The organism is Oerskovia sp. NPDC056781 (genome assembly GCF_042789955.1).
Lineage (GTDB): Bacteria > Actinomycetota > Actinomycetes > Actinomycetales > Cellulomonadaceae > Oerskovia > Oerskovia rustica.
Map to the genome: position 1 here is coordinate 1 of NZ_JBHUAD010000390.1, position 1,666 is coordinate 1,666.

General features: G+C 69.5%; 1 protein-coding gene. It reads left to right on the forward strand.

Annotated elements, in window-relative coordinates:
* Positions 1-135 precede the first annotated feature (135 nt).
* Positions 136-1,653, forward strand: a complete 1,518-nt coding sequence (glpK, locus tag ACFRCR_RS18650; protein ID WP_377679676.1) for a glycerol kinase GlpK — start codon at positions 136-138, stop codon at positions 1,651-1,653.
* Positions 1,654-1,666: the final 13 nt, after the last annotated feature.

Here is a 1,666-nt window from a genome sequence, read left to right on the forward strand (position 1 = left end):
GGGCGGGGCGACCCGCCCCGGTCACGCGACGACCCGCCGTCGGGCAGCACCCCACGTGACGCCCGCGGCCCCGACGCTCGGTCGCGCACCGCGCGACAACCGCTCAACCACACCGACGTGAAGGACTGACACACCATGGCCGACTACGTTCTCGCCATCGACCAGGGAACCACCAGCTCCCGGGCCATCGTCTTCAACCACGCCGGGGAGATCGTCTCCTCCGGCCAGCTCGAGCACGACCAGATCTTCCCGCGGGCCGGCTGGGTCGAGCACAACCCCGAGCAGATCTGGAACAACGTCCGCGAGGCGGTCGGCCTGGCCCTGACCCGCGCCAACGTCACGTACACCGACATCGCCGCGGTCGGCATCACCAACCAGCGCGAGACCGCGGTCGTGTGGAACCGGAAGACGGGCAAGCCCGTCTACAACGCGATCGTCTGGCAGGACACCCGCACGCAGAAGATCGTCGACGACCTCGGGGGTGACGCGGGCCCCGAGAAGTACAAGGCGATCGTGGGACTCCCGCTCGCGACCTACTTCTCCGGCCCCAAGGTCAAGTGGATCCTCGACAACGTCGAGGGCGCCCGCGAGGCGGCCGACGCCGGCGACCTCGTGTTCGGCAACACCGACACGTGGGTCCTGTGGAACATGACGGGCGGCGTCGACGGCGGCGTGCACGTCACCGACGTGACGAACGCGTCGCGCACCATGCTCATGGACCTCGACACCCTGAGCTGGCGCGAGGACATCGCGGCCGACATGGGCATCCCGCTCTCGATGCTCCCCGAGATCAAGTCGTCGTCCGAGGTCTACGGGAACGGACGCCCCGGCGGGCTCCTCCCCGGCGTCCCGATCGCGGGCATCCTGGGCGACCAGCAGGCCGCGACGTTCGGCCAGGCGTGCTTCGAGGTCGGGCAGGCCAAGAACACGTACGGCACGGGCAACTTCATGCTCCTCAACACGGGCACCGAGAAGGTCATGAGCGAGAACGGCCTGCTGACCACGGTCTGCTACAAGATCGGCGACCAGCCGGCCCGCTACGCGCTCGAGGGCTCGATCGCCGTCACGGGCTCGCTCATCCAGTGGCTGCGCGACAACCTGGGCATGTTCTCCGACGCGCCCGACGTCGAGTGGCTCGCCCGCAAGGTCGACGACAACGGTGGCGCGTACTTCGTGCCCGCGTTCTCGGGCCTGTTCGCGCCGCACTGGCGCTCCGACGCCCGTGGCGCCCTCGTGGGCCTCACGCGCTACGTCAACAAGAACCACATCGCGCGCGCCGCGCTCGAGGCCGTCGCGTTCCAGACCCGCGAGGTCCTGGACGCCATGAACGCGGACTCGGGCGTCGACCTCACCGAGCTGCGCGTCGACGGCGGCATGGTCCAGAACGAGCTGCTCATGCAGTTCCAGGCGGACCAGCTCGGCGTGGACGTCGTGCGGCCCAAGGTCGCGGAGACGACGGCGCTCGGCGCCGCGTACGCCGCGGGCATCGCGGTCGGGTTCTGGCAGGGCGAGCAGGACGTCATCGCCAACTGGGCCGAGGACAAGCGCTGGAGCCCGTCGATGGACGAGGGCGAGCGCGAGCGCCTCTACCGCAACTGGAAGAAGGCCGTCAGCAAGACCCTCGACTGGGTCGACGAGGACGTCGAGAAGTAGTCCTTCCCGCAGC

Bases quoted from the DNA above. Each gene is read 5' to 3' on its own strand.
- glpK (WP_377679676.1), top strand. From the start codon at position 136: ATGGCCGACTACGTTCTCGCCATCGACCAGGGAACCACCAGCTCCCGG.